17 protein-coding genes are annotated in these 16,222 nt (G+C 70.2%); 5 read left to right on the top strand and 12 right to left on the bottom strand.

Going from position 1 to position 16,222, the window contains the following annotated elements; genetic code table 11:
* Positions 1-901, top strand: a 901-nt coding sequence (locus tag AAHB17_RS15940; protein ID WP_342131621.1) for an aldehyde dehydrogenase family protein, incomplete at its 5' end; no start/stop codon positions are given.
* A gap of 11 nt (positions 902-912) precedes the next feature.
* Here the strand turns inward: AAHB17_RS15940 and AAHB17_RS15935 are convergent.
* From AAHB17_RS15935 to AAHB17_RS15920, 4 genes are read right to left on the bottom strand one after another with little or no spacing between them, the layout of a single operon-like run.
* A complete protein-coding gene (locus tag AAHB17_RS15935) occupies positions 913-1,779 on the bottom strand; it encodes a pirin family protein (protein WP_342131620.1) in 867 nt (288 codons plus the stop codon).
* Positions 1,751-2,248, bottom strand: a complete 498-nt coding sequence (locus AAHB17_RS15930; protein WP_342131619.1) for a bacteriohemerythrin — start codon at positions 2,246-2,248, stop codon at positions 1,751-1,753. The genes AAHB17_RS15935 and AAHB17_RS15930 overlap by 29 nt, the downstream gene beginning before the upstream one ends.
* A 5-nt stretch (positions 2,249-2,253) precedes the next feature.
* On the bottom strand, positions 2,254-3,003 hold the full coding sequence (locus AAHB17_RS15925; RefSeq protein ID WP_342131618.1) for a sulfite exporter TauE/SafE family protein: 750 nt from the start codon (positions 3,001-3,003) through the stop codon (positions 2,254-2,256).
* Positions 3,004-3,975 (bottom strand): Bug family tripartite tricarboxylate transporter substrate binding protein, encoded by a 972-nt coding sequence (locus AAHB17_RS15920; RefSeq protein ID WP_342131617.1) that lies wholly within the window; start codon positions 3,973-3,975, stop codon positions 3,004-3,006.
* Between the two features lie 122 nt (positions 3,976-4,097).
* Between AAHB17_RS15920 and AAHB17_RS15915 the strand changes: the two genes are divergently transcribed.
* The 3 genes from AAHB17_RS15915 (at position 4,098) to AAHB17_RS15905 (ending at position 6,861) form a co-directional block, all read left to right on the top strand.
* On the top strand, positions 4,098-5,066 hold the full coding sequence (locus AAHB17_RS15915; RefSeq protein WP_342131616.1) for a PDR/VanB family oxidoreductase: 969 nt from the start codon (positions 4,098-4,100) through the stop codon (positions 5,064-5,066).
* A gap of 86 nt (positions 5,067-5,152) precedes the next feature.
* Positions 5,153-6,337 carry a Gfo/Idh/MocA family protein gene (locus AAHB17_RS15910; RefSeq protein WP_342131623.1) on the top strand — a complete coding sequence of 395 codons (1,185 nt, stop codon included), beginning with the start codon at positions 5,153-5,155 and terminating at the stop codon, positions 6,335-6,337.
* Between the two features lie 17 nt (positions 6,338-6,354).
* Entirely contained in the window at positions 6,355-6,861 is a 507-nt protein-coding gene (locus tag AAHB17_RS15905) for a MarR family winged helix-turn-helix transcriptional regulator (protein WP_342131615.1), read from the top strand.
* Here AAHB17_RS15905 and AAHB17_RS15900 read toward each other — a convergent pair.
* The 3 genes from AAHB17_RS15900 to AAHB17_RS15890 are packed head-to-tail and all read right to left on the bottom strand — an operon-like array spanning position 6,853 to position 10,416.
* A complete protein-coding gene (locus tag AAHB17_RS15900) occupies positions 6,853-7,953 on the bottom strand; it encodes a cupin domain-containing protein (RefSeq protein WP_342131614.1) in 1,101 nt (366 codons plus the stop codon). The two genes, AAHB17_RS15905 and AAHB17_RS15900, sit on opposite strands and share 9 nt — an antisense overlap.
* 10 nt (positions 7,954-7,963) lie before the next feature.
* Positions 7,964-8,956: a Bug family tripartite tricarboxylate transporter substrate binding protein gene (locus AAHB17_RS15895; protein ID WP_342131613.1), complete on the bottom strand. Its 993-nt coding sequence runs from the start codon at positions 8,954-8,956 to the stop codon at positions 7,964-7,966.
* Positions 8,957-8,991: 35 nt separating this feature from the next.
* Positions 8,992-10,416 (bottom strand): M20 family metallopeptidase, encoded by a 1,425-nt coding sequence (locus AAHB17_RS15890; RefSeq protein ID WP_342131612.1) that lies wholly within the window; start codon positions 10,414-10,416, stop codon positions 8,992-8,994.
* A 104-nt stretch (positions 10,417-10,520) separates the two neighbouring features.
* Here AAHB17_RS15890 and AAHB17_RS15885 point away from each other — a divergent pair, with 104 nt between their 5' ends.
* Positions 10,521-11,453, top strand: a complete 933-nt coding sequence (locus AAHB17_RS15885) for a LysR family transcriptional regulator (RefSeq protein WP_342131611.1) — start codon at positions 10,521-10,523, stop codon at positions 11,451-11,453.
* On the opposite strand, the gene AAHB17_RS15880 is transcribed toward AAHB17_RS15885, so the two are convergent.
* From AAHB17_RS15880 to AAHB17_RS15860, 5 genes are all read right to left on the bottom strand, one after another.
* Complete coding sequence (locus AAHB17_RS15880; protein WP_342131610.1) at positions 11,441-12,430, bottom strand: PhnD/SsuA/transferrin family substrate-binding protein; 990 nt, start codon at positions 12,428-12,430, stop codon at positions 11,441-11,443. The genes AAHB17_RS15885 and AAHB17_RS15880 overlap by 13 nt on opposite strands.
* An 8-nt stretch (positions 12,431-12,438) precedes the next feature.
* Entirely contained in the window at positions 12,439-13,755 is a 1,317-nt protein-coding gene (locus AAHB17_RS15875; RefSeq protein WP_342131609.1) for a Rieske 2Fe-2S domain-containing protein, read from the bottom strand.
* Positions 13,756-13,893: 138 nt separating this feature from the next.
* Positions 13,894-15,066, bottom strand: coding sequence for an alpha/beta hydrolase family protein (locus AAHB17_RS15870; RefSeq protein ID WP_342131608.1), 1,173 nt, complete (start codon positions 15,064-15,066; stop codon positions 13,894-13,896).
* A gap of 8 nt (positions 15,067-15,074) precedes the next feature.
* Positions 15,075-15,596 (bottom strand): VOC family protein, encoded by a 522-nt coding sequence (locus tag AAHB17_RS15865; protein WP_342131607.1) that lies wholly within the window; start codon positions 15,594-15,596, stop codon positions 15,075-15,077.
* Positions 15,597-15,606: 10 nt separating this feature from the next.
* Positions 15,607-16,212: a VOC family protein gene (locus tag AAHB17_RS15860; protein ID WP_342131606.1), complete on the bottom strand. Its 606-nt coding sequence runs from the start codon at positions 16,210-16,212 to the stop codon at positions 15,607-15,609.
* Between the last annotated feature and the right edge of the window lie 10 nt (positions 16,213-16,222).

Raw genomic sequence — 16,222 nt, 5'->3', positions numbered from 1 at the left:
CGCCCGGGCGGGCCCCGTGCCCGCGGCGGGGCGGGGCCCGGGGGGGGGGGCCGCCCTGGTGGCCCAGGCCGGCGTGGCCGGTGTGGTGTTCACCGGCTCCACCCAGGTCGCCAAGATCATCCAGCGCGCGCTGGCCGCCAAGGACGGCCCCATCGTTCCGCTGATCGCCGAGACCGGGGGCATCAACGCCATGGTGGTGGACAGCACCGCCCTGCCCGAGCAGGTGGCCGACGCCGTGGTGCAGAGCGCCTTCCGCAGCGCCGGCCAGCGCTGCTCGGCCTTGCGCCTGCTGTGTGTGCACGAGGCCATCGCCGACGGCGTGATCGCCATGATCCGCGGCGCCGCCCAGGAGCTGGTGCTGGGCGACACGGCCCAGCTGTCCACCGACGTCGGCCCGGTGATCGACCGCGAGGCCTACGACAACATCCAGCGCCACCTGGCCCGCCTGCAGGGCAGCGCCCGCGACCTGCTGCCCCCGACCGCCGTGCCGGCCCAGCCGGTCCACCTGGTGCCGCCGCGTATGTTCGAGGTGAAGGCGGTGGCCGACATGCAGCAGGAAATCTTCGGCCCGGTGCTGCACGTGCTGCGCTGGGGCGGCGAACCCGAGGCCGTGATCGACGCCATCAACGCCCTGGGCTACGGCCTCACGCTGGGCATACAGACCCGCATCGACAGCCGGGCTCAGGCCCTGGCGGCGCGTGCCCACGTCGGCAACGTCTACGTCAACCGCAACATCATCGGCGCGGTGGTGGGCGTGCAGCCCTTTGGCGGCGAAGGCCTGAGCGGCACCGGCCCGAAGGCCGGCGGGCCGCACTACCTGCTGCGCTTCTGCGCCGAGCAGACCGTCACCGTCAACACCACGGCTGCGGGCGGCAACGCCACGCTGCTGGCGGGCATGTGACGGAGGTGTGATCAGCCCGGCAAGGGGATCCACTCGTCGTGGTCGTCGGGCGGCAGGGCAAAACGCCCGGCGCGCCAGTCGGCCTTGGCCTGTTCGATGCGCTCGGGCCGGGACGACACGAAGTTCCAGAAGATGTGGCGCGGCCCCACCGGTTCGCCGCCGAACACCATCAGCACGCTGTCCTGCTCGGCCAGCAGGGTGTCGGCCGACTGGTCGAACACCAGCAGTTGACCGGAGGTGGCGGTCTGCCCCTGGTGGCTGACGGCACCGCGCGCCACGTACACCGCCTGCTCGGGGTAGACCCCGTCCAGCGTGAAGCCCACGCCGGCATGCAGCTCCAGGTGGGCACAGAACAACGGCGACGAGGTGCGCACCGCGCTGCGCTGGCCCATGACCTCGCCGGCCAGCACGCGGCAGCGCAGACCGGGTGACTCGATCAGCGGCAGGGCCTCGGCCCCGTAGTGGGTGAAGGCGGGCTCACATTGCTCGTCGGCCTCGGGCAGCGCGACCCAGAACTGCATCAGTTCCAGCCCGCCACCGGCAAACGAGGCTGGGTGCTCGAAACGCTCGGAGTGCGAGATGCCGCGGCCGGCGGTCATCCAGTTGACCTCGCCGGGGCGGATGCGCTGCACCACGCCCAGGCTGTCGCGGTGCATGATTTCGCCGCTCAGCAGGTAGCTCACGGTGGACAGGCCGATGTGGGGGTGGGGCCGCACGTCGGCGCCACGCACCGCATCGGGCGGCAGGGTCACCGGGCCAGCGTGGTCGAAGAACACGAAGGGGCCGACCATGCGGCGCTTGGCGTAGGGCAGGACGCGGCGCACGCGCAGGCCGTGGCCCAGGTCGGCATCACGCGCGGCGATGGTCATCAGCAACATGGTCGATTCCTTCCAAGGGGTGGGCCACGCCACGGCGCAGCACGACGGGCTTGCCGCCCAGGCGTTGTTTGCACATCCAGTGCGCCAGGGCCGAGTCCAGGTAGTCGGCGTGGCCGGGGAACCAGCGCATCAACTCGCGCGCCAGGCGCCGGCATTCGGTGCTGTCGCCCCGCGCCAGCAGCTCGCGCACCTGTTCGACCGAGTGCAGCACGGCCGCGTGTTCGTCGATGTGGCATTCGCGCGCAGGGAAGTTGGTCTCCACCATCCAGCGGTCTTCCTCGCCGAAATGGGCACGCGCATGGTCGGCGAAGGCATCCAGGCAGCGCGGCAGTTCGGCCTCGGGCGCGTTGAGCAGGGCGGTCACGGTGTCGACGAATTCGCGGTGCACCGTGTCCATGGGCGCGTAGCCCAGCAGCAGGGCGTCGCTCCACACCAGGGTGTCGTGGTCGGCGGGTAAATCAGGCTTCATGCCCGCTATTTGAACAGCAGAAGTGCGGCCAGCACACACAGAAAGGCCAGCAACACGCGGCGGAACAGGATTTCGTCCAGGCGGCGGCGCACGGCCTTGCCCGCCAGCAGGCCCAGGCCCATGGGCAGCAGGGCCAGCACCGACAAGGCCAACTCGCTGGCGCCGATACGCCCGAACAGCAGCATGGCGCCGTACAGCGGCACGGCGGCCGACAGGTAGATGATGCTGATGCTGCCGATGAAGTCCTCGCGTGGCAGCTTGAGCGCCATGAGGTAGGTGATGATGACCGGCCCGGTGAGCGAGGACACGCCGCCCAGCAGACCAGACAGCAGCCCGACGCCCACGCCCACCACCCGCTCGCGCTCCGGGCTGATGCGCAGGCTGGGCTGCCAGGCCATCAGGGCCACCGCCAGCAGCACCGCCAGGGCCAGCATGACGTTGAGCTGCTGCACGCTCAGCGACAGTGTGAGTCGCACGGTGAGCACGGTGGCCAGGCACTGGGCGGCGATCAGCCCGCCAAAGCGGCGCAGGCTGCCGCGCAGGCGCCCGCCTTCGACCGCCTGCCAGAGGTTGGACAGCAGGACCGGCGCCACCAGCAGCGCTATGGCCTGCGGGCTGGGCAGCCACAGGGACAACAGCGGCACCGCCACCAGCGGCAGGCCCACGCCCAGCGCCCCCTTGACCACGCCGCCAAGCACAAAGGCCAGCGCACACAGCGTCAGCAGACTCAGCGACGCGGCATCAAGCGCGGGCAATCACTCCGCTTTCAGGTCGGCCACCTTGCCGGCCTTGGCCATGCGCTCGTTCTCGCCGGCGATCACGCGGGCGTAGTCGGCCGGGCCGGCGCCCACCGGGTCGATCACCGCTGTCTGGAAGGTCTTGACCACCTCGGGATGTTTGACCACCTCGGCGATCTCCTTGGCGATGCGGTCAATGGCCGCCTGCGGCGTGCCGGCGGCCGCCATCACGCCGATGACCACCGAGAAGTCGAAGCCGGGCACGGTTTCGGCCACGGCCGGGACATCGGGCGCCTGGCTGGAGCGTGCAGGGGCATTGCTGGCCAGCAGCCTGACCTGTCCGCTCTTGACGAAGCCGGCCATGGACGGCAGGGCCGCCACCGAGAACTCGACCTGTCCGCCCACCAGCGCCGGCGTGGACTGGCCCGAGCCCCGGAAGGGCACGTGGCGCAGATCCAGGCCCAGCGCCGCCTTGAGCGCCTCCATGGTCAGGTGGTGGCTGCTGCCGATGCCGGACGAGCCGTAGGTGAATTCGCCCGGCTTGCCCTTGACCAGGGTGACAAATTCCTGGAAGGTGTTCACGCCGGTCTTGGGGTGGGCGACGATGAACAGCGGTGAGCGCGCGATCAGCGACACCGGCAGGATGTCCTTGCCGACCGCGTAGCTGGCCGCCTTGTTGATCTGCGGCGTGATGGACAGCATGGAGCCGTCCGAGACGATGAAGGCGTGGCCGTCGGACGGGGTGCTCTGCTGCAGCGCCTGAAAGGCCACCACCCCGTTGCCGCCCGGCTTGTTGTCCACCACGACACCCTGGCCCAGGCGCTCCGTCAGGCGCTGTGCCACCACCCGCGCCACGGTGTCGGGCAGGCCGCCGGCCGCGTAGGGCACGATGAACTTGACCGGCTTGCTGGGGTAGCCTGCCTGCGCAAAACCCAGCGCAGGAAGGAGGCCCAGGGCAAGGGCCAGAGAGGTGAGGGTGCGGCGGTGCATGGCGTCTCCGTGAGGGCAAGCCGGGCTTGCAATTTACTTAGATGTCTAAGATAATGATTTTCACAAAGTGTTTGATCATTGTCAACACGGAAAACCCTCTTCATCGCTAGGCAGAGCACCACATGAGCACCACCCCCACCGTCATGAGCCTGCGCGTCGCCGTGGCCGAGCCCGCTGCGCGAGGCATACAGCGCTTCGAGCTGCGCCACCCCGAGGGCGCCGAGCTGCCCGCCTTCACGGCCGGCGCCCACATCCGCATCAAGACGCCCGGCGGCGCCATGCGCCAGTACTCACTGAGCAACGACCCGGCCGAGCGCGACCGCTACGTGATCGCCGTCAAACGCGAGGGCAATGGCCGGGGCGGCTCGCTGAGCCTGGTCGACGGCGTGCGGGCCGGCGCCCTGGTGGAGGTGGGCGCGCCCGAGAACCTGTTCGAGCTGGATGCCAAGGCCAAGAGCTTCATCCTCATCGCGGGTGGCATAGGCATCACGCCCATGATGGCCATGGCCCGCCACCTGCTGGCCGAGGGCACGCGCAAGTTCAAGCTCTGCTACCTGACCCGCGACGCCGAGAGCAGCGCCTTCCTGGACGAGCTTCGCGGCCCCGACTTTGCGCCCCACGTGACCGTGCACCACGACCAGGGCGACCCGGGCAACGCCTTCGACCTCTGGCCGCTGCTCGAAAAACCCGGCAGCGCCGCCGGACAACATGTCTACTGCTGCGGCCCCACGCCGCTGATGGACGCGGTGCGCGACATGACCGGCCACTGGCCCGCCAGCGCGGTGCATTTCGAGAGCTTTGGCGGTGACACGAAACCCCACGCCGACGACCAGCCGTTTGAAGTGCGGCTGGAACACAGCGGCCGCACCTATGAAGTGCCGGTCGGCGTGTCCATCCTCGACGCCCTGCGCCTGGAGGGCGTGCACGTGCCCAGCTCCTGCGAAAGCGGCACCTGCGGTTCGTGCAAAACCCGCCTGCTCGAAGGCGAGGCCGATCACCGCGACCTGGTGCTGCTCGACGAAGAAAAGGCCGACCACATCATGGTCTGCGTCTCGCGCGCCAAGACGCCTTGCCTGGTGCTGGATCTGTGAACCACGAGACCCAGGGCGCAGCGCCGGGCCGCCCCAAGCCAGCCCACACCCCCTCGGGGGGCAGCGACCCGCGCCAGCGGCGGAGCGTGGGGGCGATCAAGCTCGGCGTGCTCGGGCTTGGACGGGCCTTCACGCTGATGGTGCCCACGTTCCGCGGCGACCCCCGCGTGCAGCTGGTCGCCGCCTTCGACCCGCGCGAGGGCGCACGCACGGCCTTTGCCGACACCTTCGGCGGGACCGCCCACGCCTCGGCCGAGGCGGTCTGCGCCGACCCCGCCGTCGAGTGGGTGTATGTGGCCACGCCCCACCAGATACACGTGGACCACGTGCTGCTGGCCGCTCGCCACGGCAAACACGTGCTGGTGGAAAAACCGCTGGCCCTGAGCCTGGACGACTGCAGCCGCATGATCGACGCCTGCGAGGCCGCCGGCACCCAGCTCATCGTCGGCCACAGCCACAGCTTCAACGCGCCGGTGTTGCTGGCCCACGAGCTGATCGCCAGCGGGCGCTGGGGCGCGGTGCGCCTGGTGCACGCCATGCAGTACACCGACTTCCTCTACCGCCCGCGCCGCCCCGAGGAGCTGGACACCGCCCTGGGCGGCGGCGTGGCCTTCAGCCAGGCGGCGCACCAGATGGACGTCCTGCGCCTGCTGGCCGGTGGCGAGGTCACCTCGGTGCGCGCCTTCACCGGCCGCTGGGACCCGGCCCGCCCCACCGAAGGCGCCTACACCGCGCTGCTGGGCTTTGCCAGCGGCGCCGTGGCCAATGCCACCTACAACGGCTACGGCCACTACGACACCGACGCCTTGATGGACGGCGTCGGCGAGATGGGCCGCCCCAAATCGCCCGACACACACCGTCAGACGCGTGCGCGCCTGCGGGCCGTGACCGACGAGGCGGCCGAGGCCGCGCTCAAGGCCGAGCGCAACTTCGGCGGCTCGCTCTACGTCCCGCCCAGCGCGGACGCGCCCGACGCCTGCCAGCACTTCGGCCCGGTGCTGGTGAGCTGCGAACGCGGCGACCTGCGGCTCACGCCACGGGGTGTGTTGGTGTTCGACGACACCGGCAGCCACTTCGTGCCGGCCCAGGTGCCCACGGTGCCACGGGCCGAGGTCATTGACGAGCTGTGGGCCGTGGGCCGAGAGGGCCGGACGCCAATGCACGGCGGGCGCTGGTCGCGCGCCACGGTGGCGGTCTGCCTGGCCCTGCTCGAATCGGCGCGCACCGGGGCCGATATCATGCCCAGCCACCAGGTGCCCCTGCCTGATTGAACGCTCCCCTCCAGCCCATGTCCCCCACGCCCAACGACCTGCTGCGCCACTGGCGCGAAGCCGTGCCCGACGACCGGCTGGCCCACCTGATCCGCGACGTGGCGCGGGCACAGATGCGGGCCCTGCAGCTGCGGCTGCAGGTGCACGGCGTGTCCTTCGGTCACTGGACTTTTCTGCGCATCCTGTGGATCAAGGACGGACTGACCCAGCGCGAACTCAGCGAGCTGGCCGGCGTGATGGAGCCCACCACCTTCAGCGCCGTCAAGGCCATGGAGCAGATGGGTTTCATCGAACGCCGCCAGCTGCCGGGCAACCGCAAGAACATGCATGTGTTCCTGACCGACGCCGGGCGGGCGCTGGAGCAGCGGCTGGTGCCGCTGGCCGAGGAGGTCAACCGCATCAGCGTGGCTGGACTGGGCGACAAAAGCGTGGCCACGGTGCGCAAGTCGCTGTTGGCCATGATCGAAAACCTCGCGGCCGACGAAGCCGGCGCGCCGGCCACGCCCGGCGACAACTCAGCGTAGCGGGCTCAACTGCCCCGGCAGGCTGACCTCCAGCAGCTCGCAGCCGCCCAGCGGCGCCATCGCGTAGGGCATGCCGCCCGGCAACGTGATGCTGTCGTCGGCCGCCAGCACATGGGTCTGGCCGTCCACCTCCACCACCAGGCGGCCCGAGAGCACGAAATAGAAGCAGAACTCGTGGGCGTGGGTCTGCCAGCGGGCCGGCGGCTCGCCGGCGCAGCGCAGCACCCGCACGCCGGCCAGGCCGTCGGTGGCGGCGGCGATGCCGGTGTCGCGGGCCTCGAAACCGTCCAGGCGCCACGGCGCCCAAGCCGCCTGGGCCGCGATGTGCCGCACGAAGCGCTGGCCCTTGAAGTCGTGATCGGCCGGGTAGCTGCCGTTGGGCAGGTCCATCGCATGGTCGGCCAGGGTGATGTGCTCGGCCGGGCTGGCCAGCTCCACCACCTCGGCGCCGGCCGAGCTTTCCAGCACGCGGTGGCGGATCTCGGGCGGCTGCAGCGCGCAGTCGCCGGCCTGCATCACGAAGGGCTCGCCCTGGCCTTCATACGCCACCCTGACCCAGCCCTTGCGGCAGTAGATGACCTGGAAACGCACCTTGTGGTAGTGCACGTAGTCGGGCACCGGGCCGCCGTCGAGGATGCGGATGTGCGAGGCGATGAAGGCGCCACCATGGCGCTCGGGCAGCAGGTCGCGGTAGCGCAGGCCGGCGCGGCCCACGGCCCAGTGGGCCGTGGCGTCGCTGCGCGCGATCACCAGCGCCTGGCGGGTGGCCGGCTGGCGCATCGGCGGGTCGGCATGGAGCAGGCGCACCCGCACACCGTTGGGCGCGAGCAGCTCACGCTGGCCACCGGCCACGGCGTCCGGGTCGTCGCACAGCAGTTCCAGCGCGGCCAGGCCGGCCGGCTCGCCCACCCGCAGGTGCAGACGCGCGCCGTGCCCGCTGAGCATGGCGTGGCGCGGGCCGTCGGCCGGAAAGATGGCGTCGATGCGCCAGCCCAGGCGGGCGACCAGGAAGTCCAGCATGGGCGGCAGGTCGTCGCAGCCCATCACGGTCATGGCGGCGCGCACGCCGCCCAGTTGCAGTTCGGTGGTCATGGGAAGCGGCTTACTGGTTCAGGTTGATCTTGGCGCGCGCGGCCACGGCGCGGTACTTGCTGGTTTCGGCGGCCACGGTGCTGGCCATGGTGGTGGCGCCCAGGGCCGTGGGCTCCAGGTAGAGCGCGCCCAGCCTGTCCTTGACCTCGGGCAGGGCCATGATCTCGGCGATCTCGCCGGACAGGCGGGTCAACACCGCCGCCGGTGTGCCGGCGGGTGCGGCCATGCCGTAGATGGCCTCGATGGCGGCCGCGCCCAGGCCCAGCTCGGCCATGCCGGGCAGCTCGGGCACGAAGCTGCTGCGTTTGGCGCTGTTGACGGCCAGGCCGGTGAGCTTGCCGGACTTGAGGTGGGCCCCGGTGGCCGAGAGGGTCTCGAAGCCGAGGTCCACATCGCCCCGCAGCAGCGCAAGCTGGGCTTCGGCCGCGCCTTTGTAAGGAATGGGCTCCATGTCGACGCCGGCCGCGGCGGCCAGCATTTCGCCCGCCAGGTGGGGCGCGCTGCCGGCGCCATAGGTGGCGTAGCGCAGCTGGCCCGGCTGGGCCTTGGCGGCGGCGATGAAATCGCTCAGGCGACGGAAGGGCCGGGTGGACGGCGTCACCAGCACCACCGGCGTGCTGACGAACAGCGAGACCGGCGCCAGGTCTTTCTCCACGTTGAAGGGCAAGTTGCTGCGCAGCGCCGGCAGCACCGAGAAGCTGCCCACGCCGGCGACCAGCAGGGTGTAGCCATCGGCCGGGGCCTTGGTCACGGCCTCGACGCCGATCACCGTGGCCGCGCCCGGCTTGTTGTCCACCACCACGCTCTGACCCAGGCGCCGGCCCAGGTGTTCGGCGATCAGGCGGGCGCTGGTGTCGGTGGCGCCACCGGGCGGAAAGGGCACGACCAGGCGCAAAGGCTTGCTCGGCCAGCTCTGGGCCCAGACAGCGCCGGTGGGCGCCAGCAGCGCGATGGGAAGTGCGGCCAGCGAGGCCAGGGCGTGACGCCGGGTGGGGGAGGACATGGCAGGCTTTCGGAGGGTGGAGGAAGGGGGATCGGTCAGGCGCTGACGGCGGTGCGGGTGGCGGCCTGGAACCAGGGCGCGCTGTCGCGCTCGCCCAGGTCCCAGTACAGGCCGGCCATGAGCTGCAGGCCCTCGCGCGCCACCGAGCCCAGCAGGTGCTCGTTGGGCGCGTGTTGGCTGCAGGCCGGGTAGGAGTGCGGCACCCACAGCGTGGGCAGGCCCAGCACACCGGCGAACACGTCGTTGGGCAGGGAGCCGGCCAGGTTGGGCAGCAAGGTGGCGGGCTGGGCCACGCTGCGTTCGATGGAGGCCAGCGACCAGGCAACCCAGGGGTTGTCCAGCGGCAGGCGGGTGGCGGGCGTGGCGGCGATCACTTCGACCTCCACGTCCGTGAAGCCGCGCTCGTCCAGGTGGGCGCGCACGATCTGGGCCAGCTCGGTCCAGCGGGTGCCTGGCACAAAACGCAGCTGGCAATGGGCCACCGCCGTGTGCGGGATGGCGTTGATGGGGCGATCGGGCGCGCCGGCGCCCAGGGCCAGCACCTCCAGGGTGTTCCAGGCCATCAGGCGCTCGGCCTCGCTCAGGCCAGGCTCGCCCCAGGCCGGGTTGGTGGCCGGGTCGTCGGCGTCACCGCCAATCGCGACCTCGCGCAGCGCGGCACGCACCGCGGCCTCCACCGGCGGCGGCCGCAGGCCTTCGACCAGCAGGCGACCGCGCGCGTCCACCAGAGTGGCCACGGCGTGGCTGATGACCACACCGGGGTTGGTCAACACGCCACCCCAGTTGCCCGAGTGGTAGGCCCGCTCGCGGGCCCGCAGGCGCAGGCGGAAGTTGACGATGCCGCGCGAGCCCAGAAAGACCGTGGGCTTGCGGGCGTGCACCCGGGGCCCGTCGCAGGCGATCAGCAGGTCGGCGCGCAGGCGCTCGCGCTCCTGCTCGCACAGCTCGCGCAGGCCGGGGCTGCCCACCTCTTCACCGGTCTCCAGCAGCACGGTCACGTTGTAGCCCAGACGGCCACCGCGGGCGGCGATCACGTGGGCCAGCGCGCCCAGGTTGATGGTGTGCTGGCCCTTGTTGTCGGCCGTGCCACGGCCGTACCAGCGGTCGCCCTCCACCGTCAGGGTCCAGGGCGTGAGGCCGGCGCGCCACTGGCTGTCCTGGCCATTGACCACGTCGCCGTGGCCATAGGTCAGCACCGTGGGCAGGGCCGGGTCTTCGATGCGGCGGGCCACCAGCAGCGGACCGGCGCCACCGGTGGGGTTGGGCAGCAGTTCGCATTCAAAACCGAGGGCCTGCAACCCGGGCTGTATGGCCTCGCTCAGGTAGCCGGCCAAGGGCTCGATGCCGCCACCGGCGTCGCTGGCCGTGGCGTGGGCGACGCGGCGCGCCAGTTCGGCCTGGAAGTGGCCTTCGTCGAACCAGCGGGCGGCGTTCTGCAGGGCGGTGTGTCGTGTGCTCAAAGGGGACTCCGTTCGTGTGTGAGCCACTGTAGGCGCCGGCCGCATTTCGCACAATTTTTATGTTTCGCATCGTCAATTGCCAAAAAGGCAATCAAAATCCGACCATGAAGCCCAAGCTGTTGAGCACCGCCACCCGCTACTTCCTGGAGGTCGCACGCACCGGGTCGGTGACGTTGGCGGCCGAGCAGCTGCACGTGGCGAGTTCGGCCGTGAGCCGGCAGGTGGCCCTGCTGGAAGAACAGATGGGGCTGGTGCTGTTCGAGCGGCGCGGGCGCGGCCTGGTGCTCAGCAGCGCCGGCGAACGCCTGGCCGGCGGGCTGCGCCACACGGCGCTGGAGCTGCAGCGCCTGCTGGAGGACCTGGAGGGCAGCCAGCGCCAGCAGCCCGTGACGCTGCGCCTGGCCTGCACCGAGGGCTTCACCAGCGGCTACATGACCGACGTGATGAGCACCTTTCGCCGCCGCCACCCGGACTGTGGCCTGGCTCAGGTGTCGACCTCGCCCGAGGGCGTGAGCCGCCTGCTGCTGCGGGGCGATGTCGATGTGGGGCTGAAGTTTTCGGTCACGCCCGAAGCCGGGCTGCGCATCGAACACCAGCAGCCGGCACCGATCTGGCTGCTGTGCGCGCCCGGGCACCCGATCGCCCACCTGCCCCAGCCCCGGCTGGCCGACCTGGTGGGCCAGCCGCTGGCCATGGCCCCGGTGGGCACCACGGTGCGCCAGCTGGTGGAACTGGTCTGCAACCTCGAAGGCCTGCGCGTGCACCCGGCCTTCACCGGCGACTTCGCCACCCTGCTGGCGCTGGCGGTGCGCGGCGAGGCGGTGGTGTTTTCATCGGCCCTGGGCGCGGCCCACCTGCTGCAGCGCGGCGAGCTGGTGGCGCGCGCCCTGCCCGAGCTGGCCTTGCACCAGCGCGGCGTGCAGGTGCTCACGCCCGAGAAGACCGAGCCCGAGGGGCCGATCCGCTCGCTGCTGGACATCCTGATCGCGACCGCGCGGGCGCAGGGCGCGCCGCCCGCGACCGCTCAGATGGCGTAGGTCTCGTAGGTGGCGGGGTGGAAGATCTCGTCCACCGACAGGCGGCGCGATGACAGGCCCTGCGCGTGGTGGTGGCGCGCAAAGGCCTCCAGCGTGGCGCGGTTCTTGTCCACGCCGTAGGACCAGTAGTCCTCGCCCATGGTCTCGCGCGCGGCCTTGAGCTGTTCTTCCACAAAGGGCAGCGTGACCTTGGTGGCCGAGGTGTCGGACAAGGCCTCCAGCGCCGCCGCCTTGGCCTGGCCGAAGGCCTTGAACACGGCGCCCGGCAGCCAGGGGTGCCGCTCGACCAGGGTCTTGCGCACGCCCACCACGTGCATGATGGGGAAGATGCCGGTGCGGCGGTAGTAGTCCTTGGCGGTGGCGGTCGGGTCGTCGAACAGCCAGCCCACGTGGGGGTTGGCCATCACGTGGGCGCTGGGCGGGCGCGGCGCCATGAAGCCGTCGATCTCGCCGCGGTCCAGCAGGTCCGAAATCGTCACGCCTTCGGGCGCGCTTTCCAGCTTCACGCCGGGCGGCAGCTGCAGCGCGATCTTCTCGGGCCGGCCCGGGGTCTCGATGCCGCCGCGCACCCAGGTCACGTCCTCGGGCGCCACGCCGTAATCATCTTGCAGGATGGCGCGCGCCCAGACGTTGGCGCTGAGCTGGTACTCGGGCAGGCCGATGCGTTTGCCCTTGAGGTCCTCGGGCTTCCTGATGCGGTCCTTGCGCACGTAGATGGACGTGTGGCGGAAGGCGCGCGAGAGGAACACCGGCACCGCCACGTAGGGGCAGTCGCCCCTGGCCGTCTTGACGCAGTAGCTGGAGAGAGACAGCTCGGAGATGTCGAACTCCTGGCTGCGCATGGCGCGGAAGAACATCTCCTCCGGATAGAGGTTCATGAAGACCGGGTCGACGCCATCGATCTGGACCCGGCCGTCGAGCAGGGCGCGGGTGCGGTCGTAGTCGCCCATGGCGACGGAGAGCTGGAGTTGGGACATGGGCGGCTTCAGACGTTGTAGGAAGATTCGTACGCGCTGCGGTCGACACCGTCACCGGGCCAGACGTAACGCGTCTCGAAGGCGCGCCAGTCGGTGGTCTTGGGCACGACGGCCTGGTAGGCGCAGACGCTGGGCGGGATGGCGTCGTCGCCGGTGCCGATGGCAGGCGCGCCGGCCTGGAAGGCGCGCACGGCCTCCAGCATCTGCTTGCGGAATTCGACGATGGCCAGGTCGCTGGCGCCGAGGCGGTCGTGGGTGCGGTCGGCGATCGGCCCCATGGTCAGCCACATGGCCACGTCCTGGTTGGGAAAGCCGGTGATGCCGGTGAAGTTGCCCGCCTTCATGGCCTGGCGGTCCTGCCAGAAGCGGTTGGCCTCGTTGCGCAGCGGGCGGTAGTCGGCGTCGAGGTCCACGCCCACGGTCTGACGCAGGAACTTGCGCCAGGTCTCGGTCTCGGGCGTCTGGCTGGGATGGCCCCAGGCGATGAAGTAGAAAGCCGTGTTCGTGTCGTCCATGGGCACGTTCACGTTGGCCACGTTGTAGAGGTTGTTGGGCGGAATCAGCACCGAGATCGGCGCCAGGAAGACGGTGGAGCGGATGTAGTCGTGGGTGGCCGCGTTCTGGATCGGCCGGCGGATGGCGGCGTAGCGGAAGCCGTAGCCCCCTTTTTGCACCTGCATGCGCGGCGCCTTGTCGGTGGAGGGGCGCAGCCAGTTGTTCGCGGTGGCCTTGGCACCGTCCACACGCGCCGGCACCATGTCCGACGAATGCAGGCTGGAGCTGTGGGCCGAGTCGATCGCGCCCTCCAGGATCTGCGCCCAGTTGCAGGGCAGCAGCACCTTGGCGATGGCCACACGCGCGTCTTCGGTGGGTGCCCAGGGTGGCGGCACGAACGCCGGCACGGCGTCGGCCGGACCGAACCAGGCCCACACAAAACCGCCCCATTCCTTGGCCGGGTAGGCCTTGTGTTTCACCTTGTCGGCAAAGCCGCTGGCCGCCGGCTCGGACACCATCTCCAGCACCGTGCCCTCGATGTCCATCTTCCAGCCGTGGTAGAGGCAGCGCAGGCCACCCTCCTCGTTGCGGCCGTAGACCAGCGAGGCGCGGCGGTGCGGGCATTTTTCGTCGAGCACGCCGACGCGGCCGTCGCTGTCGCGAAAGACCACCAGGTCCTCGCCGAACACGCGCGCCTTGACCGGCGTGCCGTCGGCCTCGGGCACCTCCTCGGTCAGGCAGACCGGCGTCCAGTGACGGCGCATCAGCTGGCCCATGGGCGCGTCGCCGACCACGCGGCACAAGAGGTCGTTTTCTTCGGGGGTGATCATGGCGGCTCTCCTGCGGTGGATGCGAGCGTGGGGATGACAGCGCTCGCCTTCAATTTACTTAGATCACTAAGTATAAGAGTTTCCAGGTGCCTGCGCAAGCGCTGCAACCCGGATGCCACCCACGCGCTGTCCCGCGGTTCAGTCGACCAGGTGGCGCTCGCGCAGCCAGGTCTGGCACAGGTCCACCGCCTGCTGCAGCAGTTCGGGCTGGCCCACGAAGTAGTGGTTGCCGCCCTGGATCACGGCCTTGGTCTTGTCGGCACTGGCCGCGGCGTCAAAGATGCGCTGCGTGTGGGGTTGTGGCACGGCGTCGTCGGCCGAGTGTTCGATGGCCAGCATGGGCACGCTGATGCCGGCGGCGCAGGTCTCGCCGTGGCAGTGGGTGTCATCGGGCGACCACTGGGACAGCCAGGAGCGCAGTGTGGAGAAACGCGCCAGGCCGATGGGACCGCTGTTGGCGGTCTCGGGCACGCCCATGAAGCAGGTGCCGATGGGGCGGTCGTTGGGTTCGATGCTCGCATCGAGGAAACGCGGCTCGGCCAGGGTGCGGTGGGTCACGAAACCGCGCTCCATCTCTTTGCCGCCACGGCGCTGCAGCGTGGCCAGCGTTTCCTTGACCCAGGCGGTGCGCCGGCGGATGCGGGCCAGTTGCGCGGCGCGGAAACGCGCCAGGAACTCGGCGCTGTAGGGGGGCCGGATGTCGGGGTGGTAGAGGTCGAGTTCGGGATCGCGGCGGTCGGGGTCGTTCTCGTCGAGCACGCTGGGGTCTATCCAGTCGGCGAAGGTGACGGCACGCGACACGTGGGCTGCCTGGAAGATGAAGGCGTCTGCCGGCATGAGGCCCGCGCTCATGATGTGGCAGGGGTCGCCGGCCGGCGTGTGGGTGATGCTGGGGCGTTCGGCCTGCTGCTGGTAGAACAGGGCCAGCGAGCCACCGCCGGACCAGCCCACCAGCACCACCTTCTGGTAGCCCCAGACCTCGCGCGCATGGCGCATGTAGGCGCCCAGGTCCACCACCACGTTTTCCATGATGAGGGCGCTGTCGTTGCGGGCGTAGCGGCTGCCTGCGCACAACACGTGCATGCCGCGCTCGGCCATGGCGCGCGGCATGGGCAGCAGCTGCAGGGTGGTGGCCGGGTGCATGTAGATCAGCAGCGTCTGGGCCGGCACGCCCTGGGGGATGTAGCGTATGCCTTCGAGGTGCACCGTGCCCAGCGATCCGGCAAAACCATAGACCGACTTGAAGGCGGCCTGCTCGGCAAAGGAGATGTGCACCCATTCGGGCAACACTTCGTAGGTCTGGGTGGTCATGGGATGCATCAGGTTGTCAGGCGTTCGGTCTTCTCACGCGTCCAGGCGTCGCACTTGGCGCGCGCCTCTGCCCGGAAAGTGGCCAGTTCCTCGGCGCTGGCGGTGTTGGTGGTCAGCTCCAGGCGCACGCCGTTGGGGTCGAAGAAGTAGATGGACAACACAAAACCGTCGTGGTCCACCGGGCCGATCACGTCGACACCGGCCGCCACCAGCCGGGCCTGGGCCTGGCGCACGGCGTCGGTGGAGTCCACCCGCAGCGCCAGGTGGTTGGCCCAGCGTGGCGTGTTGGGCGAGGGCTCGCTGGCCTCGTTGTCGCCTAGGTCGAAGAAGGCCACCGAGCTGCCATCGGTCATCTCGAAAAACAGGTGCACGTAGGGACAGTGTTCGCCGGTGCTGGGGATGGTGTCGGCGCGCACGATGTGGGTCAGCGGCAGGCCCAGCAGGTCTTCGTAGAAGCGGCGCGTCTCCTCGGCGTCGCGGCAGCGGTAGGCAAAGTGGTGCAGACCACGGATGGGGATGAAGGCACTCATGTCGGGGCTCCTAGCGGTGGGTGGGCAGGTGGCGGGTGACGGCATCCAGCCAGGCCGGGTCGTCGCTGAGGGTGCGCAGTTCGGCCAGGGCCTCCTCGGCGGTCTGGGTCCAGCGCTGCACCACCTGGACGTCCTCGCCGTCGAGCTCCTGCCACGAGTATTCGAGGCGTATGCCGTTGGGGTCGAAGAAGTAGATCGACCACGTCTGCGCGCCCACCGGGATGGGGCCGATCACCGGCACACCTTCGTCCAGCAGCCGCTGGTGCAGCACCTGGAACTGCGCTTCGGTGGTGGCGAAGGAGCAGTGCTGCATGGCGGCCACGGCGTTGCGGTCGGCCTGCGGCTTGGCGCCTGCGGGCAGCTCGAAAAAAGCCACCAGGCAATCGCCACCGGCGTCGAAGAAGTAGTGGCGCAGGTTCTCGAACGGCGGGTTGCCGCGGTTGCCGGCACCGGTGCCCACGCCCGGTGGCACACGCAGCGCGTGCACCAGGGGCATGCCCAGCACCCGGGTGTAGAAGTCGATGGTGAGCTTCATGTCCTCGGTGTTGAGCGCGAGGTGATGCACTCCGCGGCTGGCCGGCGACTGGCTGTGGCGTGCGCGCATGGGAGCAGGCATGTCGTCGTCC

Origin of the sequence: Hydrogenophaga sp. OTU3427, assembly GCF_038440225.1 — a bacterium.
Lineage (GTDB): Bacteria > Pseudomonadota > Gammaproteobacteria > Burkholderiales > Burkholderiaceae_C > Hydrogenophaga.
Note: the sequence above shows the minus strand (reverse complement) of the source record. Positions and strands in the feature narration are given on the sequence as shown.

Excerpts from the sequence above, each read along its gene's own strand:
- AAHB17_RS15880 (WP_342131610.1), bottom strand. The coding sequence starts at position 12,430 with ATGTCCCAACTCCAGCTCTCCGTCGCCATGGGCGACTACGACCGCACC.
- AAHB17_RS15860 (WP_342131606.1), bottom strand. The coding sequence starts at position 16,212 with ATGCCTGCTCCCATGCGCGCACGCCACAGCCAGTCGCCGGCCAGCCGC.
- AAHB17_RS15875 (WP_342131609.1), bottom strand. The coding sequence starts at position 13,755 with ATGATCACCCCCGAAGAAAACGACCTCTTGTGCCGCGTGGTCGGCGAC.
- AAHB17_RS15885 (WP_342131611.1), top strand. The coding sequence starts at position 10,521 with ATGAAGCCCAAGCTGTTGAGCACCGCCACCCGCTACTTCCTGGAGGTC.
- AAHB17_RS15915 (WP_342131616.1), top strand. The coding sequence starts at position 4,098 with ATGAGCACCACCCCCACCGTCATGAGCCTGCGCGTCGCCGTGGCCGAG.
- AAHB17_RS15905 (WP_342131615.1), top strand. The coding sequence starts at position 6,355 with ATGTCCCCCACGCCCAACGACCTGCTGCGCCACTGGCGCGAAGCCGTG.
- AAHB17_RS15935 (WP_342131620.1), bottom strand. The coding sequence starts at position 1,779 with ATGTTGCTGATGACCATCGCCGCGCGTGATGCCGACCTGGGCCACGGC.
- AAHB17_RS15900 (WP_342131614.1), bottom strand. The coding sequence starts at position 7,953 with ATGACCACCGAACTGCAACTGGGCGGCGTGCGCGCCGCCATGACCGTG.
- AAHB17_RS15870 (WP_342131608.1), bottom strand. The coding sequence starts at position 15,066 with ATGACCACCCAGACCTACGAAGTGTTGCCCGAATGGGTGCACATCTCC.
- AAHB17_RS15930 (WP_342131619.1), bottom strand. The coding sequence starts at position 2,248 with ATGAAGCCTGATTTACCCGCCGACCACGACACCCTGGTGTGGAGCGAC.
- AAHB17_RS15920 (WP_342131617.1), bottom strand. The coding sequence starts at position 3,975 with ATGCACCGCCGCACCCTCACCTCTCTGGCCCTTGCCCTGGGCCTCCTT.
- AAHB17_RS15895 (WP_342131613.1), bottom strand. The coding sequence starts at position 8,956 with ATGTCCTCCCCCACCCGGCGTCACGCCCTGGCCTCGCTGGCCGCACTT.
- AAHB17_RS15865 (WP_342131607.1), bottom strand. The coding sequence starts at position 15,596 with ATGAGTGCCTTCATCCCCATCCGTGGTCTGCACCACTTTGCCTACCGC.